General features: G+C 54.9%; 8 protein-coding genes. 4 read left to right on the top strand and 4 right to left on the bottom strand.

Features of this window, described 5'->3' with window-relative positions:
- Positions 1 to 31 precede the first annotated feature (31 nt).
- From rplB to rplC, 4 genes are read right to left on the bottom strand one after another with little or no spacing between them, the layout of a single operon-like run.
- Entirely contained in the window at positions 32 to 898 is an 867-nt protein-coding gene (rplB, locus tag H8Q75_RS01850; RefSeq protein WP_297039984.1) for a 50S ribosomal protein L2, read from the bottom strand.
- A gap of 11 nt (positions 899 to 909) precedes the next feature.
- Positions 910 to 1212 carry a 50S ribosomal protein L23 gene (locus tag H8Q75_RS01855; RefSeq protein ID WP_024125564.1) on the bottom strand — a complete coding sequence of 101 codons (303 nt, stop codon included), beginning with the start codon at positions 1210 to 1212 and terminating at the stop codon, positions 910 to 912.
- Entirely contained in the window at positions 1205 to 1837 is a 633-nt protein-coding gene (gene rplD / locus H8Q75_RS01860; RefSeq protein ID WP_297039987.1) for a 50S ribosomal protein L4, read from the bottom strand. Before rplD ends, H8Q75_RS01855 begins: the two co-directional genes overlap by 8 nt.
- A 16-nt stretch (positions 1838 to 1853) precedes the next feature.
- Positions 1854 to 2492, bottom strand: a complete 639-nt coding sequence (gene rplC, locus H8Q75_RS01865) for a 50S ribosomal protein L3 (RefSeq protein WP_024125563.1) — start codon at positions 2490 to 2492, stop codon at positions 1854 to 1856.
- A 364-nt stretch (positions 2493 to 2856) separates the two neighbouring features.
- Between rplC and tgt the strand changes: the two genes are divergently transcribed.
- From tgt to H8Q75_RS01885, 4 genes are all read left to right on the top strand, one after another.
- Entirely contained in the window at positions 2857 to 3993 is a 1137-nt protein-coding gene (gene tgt, locus H8Q75_RS01870) for a tRNA guanosine(34) transglycosylase Tgt (RefSeq protein ID WP_024125562.1), read from the top strand.
- Positions 3977 to 4453 carry a DUF2752 domain-containing protein gene (locus H8Q75_RS01875; RefSeq protein WP_024125561.1) on the top strand — a complete coding sequence of 159 codons (477 nt, stop codon included), beginning with the start codon at positions 3977 to 3979 and terminating at the stop codon, positions 4451 to 4453. The genes tgt and H8Q75_RS01875 overlap by 17 nt, the downstream gene beginning before the upstream one ends.
- Positions 4454 to 4541: 88 nt before the next feature.
- The gene (locus H8Q75_RS01880; RefSeq protein ID WP_024125560.1) at positions 4542 to 4973 is read left to right on the top strand and encodes a BLUF domain-containing protein; all 432 of its coding nucleotides are present in this window, start codon (positions 4542 to 4544) and stop codon (positions 4971 to 4973) included.
- A gap of 1 nt (position 4974) precedes the next feature.
- Positions 4975 to 5407, top strand: a 433-nt coding sequence (locus tag H8Q75_RS01885) for a DUF177 domain-containing protein (protein ID WP_297039995.1), incomplete at its 3' end; no start/stop codon positions are given.

Consider the following 5407-nt stretch of genomic DNA (forward strand, 5'->3'; position numbering starts at 1 on the left):
ACGTCCCATAACCTAACTTCTCCGCAAAAACCTAAGACTGACGACCACCGCGACCCCGCTTGGAAGACTTCTTGCGACGACGCACAATCAGGGCATCACTGAGATTCTTCTTCTTGCGAGTTTTGTAGCCAAGGGTGGGTTTACCCCAAGGAGTAACAGGTCCAGGACGACCAATGGGAGCCCGCCCTTCACCACCACCGTGGGGGTGATCTACGGGGTTCATCACCGAACCACGCACCTTCGGACGACGACCTTTCCAGCGATTGCGACCGGCTTTGCCCAAACTGATGTTGTTGGCTTCCACATTCCCCACTTGGCCAATGGTGGCATAGCACTCCTTACGGAAGAGCCGCACTTCCCCCGAAGGAAGCTTGAGGGTGACCATGTCACCTTCCTTGGCCACCACCTGTGCCATGGCACCAGCAGCTCGCACCATTTGCGCACCGCGACCGGGGGTAATTTCCACATTGTGAACGCTGGTACCTAAGGGAATTTTGCCCAGGGGAAGGGCGTTACCCACTTCGATAGGGGCATCGGGACTGGCAATAATCTCAGTGCCGGGGGTCAAATCGCGCGGATGGATGATGTAGCGTTTTTCACCATCGCGGTAGTGGAGCAGGGCAATGCGGGCATTGCGGTTGGGGTCGTACTCCACGGTTGCCACTTTGGCAGGGATATTGAGCTTGCTGCTGCGGCGAAAATCAACAATGCGGTAGCGACGCTTGTGGCCACCACCTCGCCGCCGACTGGTAATCACACCGCGATTGTTGCGGCCTTTGTCGCGCTTGAAGCCACGGGTGAGTGACTTTTCGGGCCTGGCGGTGGTAATTTCAGCAAAGTCAGAAACAGTTTTTTGGCGAACGCCGGGGGTGTAGGGTCGGTAAACGCGAATGCCCATGATCTACTCCGTTAAACTTCGGGGAACAGAACGATCTTGCTGTCGGGGGCAAGGGTGACGATCGCCCGCTTATAGCGAGGACGATAGCCAACAAACCGACCCACGCGGCGCTCTTTGCGAGGCAGATGATAGGTATTAACTGCCGTGACTTTGACGTTAAAGAGTTCCTCAACAGCCGCCTTGATTTGCGGCTTGGTGGCGCGCCGATCCACGTCGAAGGTGTATTGATTGTTCTCCAGCAAAATTGTGGCCTTCTCTGTGATGATGGGGCGCTTGATGAGATCCGCAAGGGCGCGGGGTTGGACTTTAGTCACCGTACACCTCCTGAATTTTGGCGATCGCGCCAGTGGTGGCAACAATGCGATCGGCATAGAGCAAATCAAAAACATTCAATTGATCAGCACGCAGCAGTTTCAGAGTGGGCACATTTCGCGCTGAGAGTGCCACCGTTTCCGTAATGTCTGCGGCCAGTAGCAGTACTTTTTGCTCTGGCTCAATGCCCCAGCGTTGCAAAGCCGTCACCAATTCCTTGGTTTTGGGACGTGGCAGGTGATCGGCAAAGTCTTGAACCACAATCAAGTCTTCAACGCGGCTCATCAGAGCTGTGCGCAGGGCAAGCCGGCGCTCCTTACGGTTCATTTTTTGGCTATAGTCGCGGGGCTTTGGACCAAAGATCACACCGCCCCCCCGCCAGAGGGGAGAACGAATCGAGCCGGCGCGGGCACGTCCTGTTCCCTTTTGCCGCCAAGGTTTGCGCCCACCGCCGCGCACTTCGGCACGAGTTTTGGTGGAAACGGTCCCTTGACGGGCGTTGGCTAACTGCCGCACAAGGGCACGATGGACAATATGACTGGCAGTTTCAGGTTTTGCTGTCGCCAGATCCAGGGTGGCTTCACCTCTGTCGGCACCCTGCCAGTCTTTAACTACACATGCAACCATAACTACTCTCCAGCCCCTATTTGCGACCGACAACCTTGGCGGGGGTAATGCTCACCAGTGCCCCCGGTTTACCCGGCAATGCCCCTTTGATGAGGATTAAGTTGCGCTCAGGATCAACGCGGACCACCTGCAACTTGCGAATGGTAACCGCCGTGTTGCCCATGCGACCGGCCATCCGCTTGCCGGGGAAGACACGACCCGGTGTTGTCCCCGCCCCCGTAGAACCGGGTAGACGATGGTTTTTTGAACCGTGCGCCATCGGACCGCGCTTGAAGTTGTGGCGCTTTTGGTAGCCAGCAAAGCCGCGGCCAATGCTCGTGCCGCGGACATCCACAAGCTGCCCTGGACTAAAAATATCAACGGTGATGGCCTGACCCAATTGATAGGCAGAGACATCTTCGAGGCGAAATTCCCGCAGATGACGCATAGGCGGTGTTTGTGACTTGTTGAGGTGACCGCGCTCAGGGCGACTCAGGTTTTTCTCTCGCACCTCACCATAGGCCACTTGAATTGCTGTGTAGCCGTCGGTTTGAGGGGTTTTAATTTGGGTGATCGGACACGGTCCCGCTTGTACCACCGTAATGGGGACAGATCGGCCCGCCTCGTCAAAGATTTGGGTCATGCCCAACTTTGTCCCTAAAATACCAACTGTCACGATCGCGTTCCTTAAAAATACGAATCACAACAAAACAGCAAAAGCAAGCCGCAAGGCTACACTTCGGCAGATTCCTAGAGTTAGGAATAGTGGATTGACCCAGCAGTTAGACGGTCAAGACGATGACGCCCAGGGCGCATCTCATTGATCAAGGACAGGCGCAGGTAAAGATGGCAAGGCTATGATTGCAAGTTGCGAACACGCTGCCACCCCTGGATCAGTGGGACCAAGGACTTAAGGGGGTTGAGGCGATCGCTCCCACTCAGTATCCGTTTTTGGTCACAAGTTTTAATCATAGATCAGCGGTTGTGGGTTTGTCTAGGGATTTGGTAACATTTTTTACGCCTTCTTGTCGATCCACAGCGTGTTTGAATTTGTCTGCCAGCAGGAATGTGCCCATACCCAAGCCCGGGCCGGCCTGTTTCACACCCCCCATGGCACAGTGGCAACGCCGCGTTTTATGCCAGTGGGCACCCTAGCCAATGTCAAAACCCTGACCCCAGAACACCTGAAGGCAGCAGGCGCCCAAATGATCTTGGCCAACACCTACCATCTGCACCTGCAACCGGGAGAAGACATTGTGGCTGCAGCGGGGGGGCTCCACTGTTTTATGGGCTGGTCAGGGCCAATTCTCACGGATTCGGGGGGGTTTCAGGTCTTTAGCCTCAGTGAAATGCGGCAAATTTCCGATCAGGGGGTGGTGTTTCGCTCGCCCCACGATGGTCAGATCATTGAGTTATCACCCGAGCGGGCGATCGCCATTCAAGAAGCCTTGGGGGCAGATGTGATCATGGCCTTCGATGAGTGTCCCCCCTACCCTGCTAGCCGTGAGGCAGTGATCCAAGCTACCCAACGCACCCTGCATTGGTTAGAGCGCTGTATTGCCGCCAAACAACGATCCGATCAGGCCCTCTTTGCCATTGTTCAAGGGGGGGTGTATGCCGACCTGCGTCGGGAATGTGCTGAGGTAATGGTGCCCTATGACCTACCCGGCTACGCCATTGGTGGCGTTAGTGTCGGTGAACCCAACAGTGCTGTGCACGAAGTTGTGGCGGTGACAGCTCCCCTCCTGCCCGTCCATAAGCCGCGTTATTTGATGGGGGTGGGGACGCACTTAGAAATGCTGCGGGCGATCGCTGCCGGTGTTGACCTCTTTGACTGCGTGATTCCTACGCGTCTGGCTCGCCACGGCTGTGCCATTGTCCAAGGGCAGCGCTGGAACCTGAAAAATGCCCGCTTCCGCCGCGACTATGACCCCCTCGATCCAACCTGTCCCTGCTATACCTGTAGGACATTTAGCCGCGCCTACCTCAGTCATCTTGTGCGTGCCAAGGAACTCCTCGCCTATACCCTGCTCTCAATTCATAACGTGACGGAACTGATTCGCTTTACCCAAGCAGCACGGCAGGCAATTTTAGAGGAGCGATTTGCGGCCTTTGCGGCAGAATGGGAGCAGCGACTAGTGGTGAATGCTGAGGAACCCGATGCTGCGCTTCTCTGATGCTGTTTTATCTAAACAGGAACGCTTGAGCCGTTGGGGCTTTTTGGGACTGACGACGGCACCTTTAGTGGGAGCGGCACTGTTTAACCATACGGGAACGCCGCCTTTCTTACTGTGTCCGTTTTGGGCAACAACGGGCATTCCCTGTCCGGGGTGTGGCCTGACTCGTTCTTTTATGGCGATCGCTCGCGGCAATCTTGCAGATGCCCTGAGAATGCATCTCTTTGGCCCTATACTCTTTCTCGCATTTACAGTGGCTGCTGTATTGATGGCCCTTGAACTAAAAGCAGGGCGACGATTGCAGCACACCCCCTTTCGCGACATCAATGAACGCATTCAAAACTGGTGGTGGCTGGGGGGCATTTACCTTGGCTACTATGGCCTGCGGCTGTACAGCCTATTCCACACAGGGGAGTTCTATATCAATCCTTTAGAGATACTAATAATAAAAATCCTTTAGAAATACTAATAACAAAATTCAGCTAAAGAAAAGAACCCTTTTATGGGATAGTAAAACTCAACTGTGTGCGATCGAGAACAGAAAACCCATGAGACTACATCGCCTAATCTATCTCAGTTGTGCCACAGATGGGTTGTCCTACCCAGACCTGCGGGATATTATGGCCAAGTCAGAGGTGAACAATGTGCGCGATGGCATTACGGGAATGCTGTGCTATGGCAATGGCATGTTTCTGCAAACCCTTGAGGGCGATCGCCAGAAAGTCAGTGAAACCTACGCCCGTATTCTTAAGGATCCCCGCCACCACAGCGCTGAAATTATTGAATTTAAGGCGATCGAAGAGCGAACCTTTATCAATTGGTCAATGCGTCTGGTGCAGTTGGGTGAGATGGATAGCGACACCATTCGGCGCCTGCGGTTAAAATACTCTCCAGCAGCAACGTTTCAGCCAAGCTCAATGACGGCCGAGCAGTGCTTCCGTTTCCTGAAAGAACTCTATGATATAAGTCAAGGATCCTAACGTGACCCCTGTCCACTGGCTAAGCATTCCTGAACTGTTGCGGCTGCCCGCCCAGACCTACGAGTGGCGGGTGGATACCCATTTTCCAGACTTGGCAACGCTGACTCCTGTGCAAGGGATGGTTACTGCCAGTCACCGCCACACCTACTTAGAACTGCGGGCCAGTGTGCAGACCATTGTCACCCTCTCTTGCGATCGCTGTTTGCAGTACTATAATCACCGTCTAGAGTGTGCGACCAGCGAACTGATTTGGCTGGCGGAAAGCCCAACGAGTCAGCCCGACGATGATCTAGTGGAGACCTTGCCGGCCACAGGTCGCATTGATCTTGGAGATTGGCTCTACCAGCAACTGTGCCTTGCCCTGCCCTATCCCAAGTACTGTGATCCCCACTGTGGCGGTATTCACCCCCCCCCCCCCCCCCAACCCCCCCCCG

Source organism: Thermosynechococcus sp. OHK43 (assembly GCF_014466085.1).
Classification (GTDB): domain Bacteria; phylum Cyanobacteriota; class Cyanobacteriia; order Thermosynechococcales; family Thermosynechococcaceae; genus Thermosynechococcus.

Excerpts from the sequence above, each read along its gene's own strand:
- rplB (WP_297039984.1), bottom strand. The coding sequence starts at position 898 with ATGGGCATTCGCGTTTACCGACCCTACACCCCCGGCGTTCGCCAAAAA.
- rplD (WP_297039987.1), bottom strand. The coding sequence starts at position 1,837 with ATGGTTGCATGTGTAGTTAAAGACTGGCAGGGTGCCGACAGAGGTGAA.
- H8Q75_RS01875 (WP_024125561.1), top strand. The coding sequence starts at position 3,977 with ATGCTGCGCTTCTCTGATGCTGTTTTATCTAAACAGGAACGCTTGAGC.
- H8Q75_RS01880 (WP_024125560.1), top strand. The coding sequence starts at position 4,542 with ATGAGACTACATCGCCTAATCTATCTCAGTTGTGCCACAGATGGGTTG.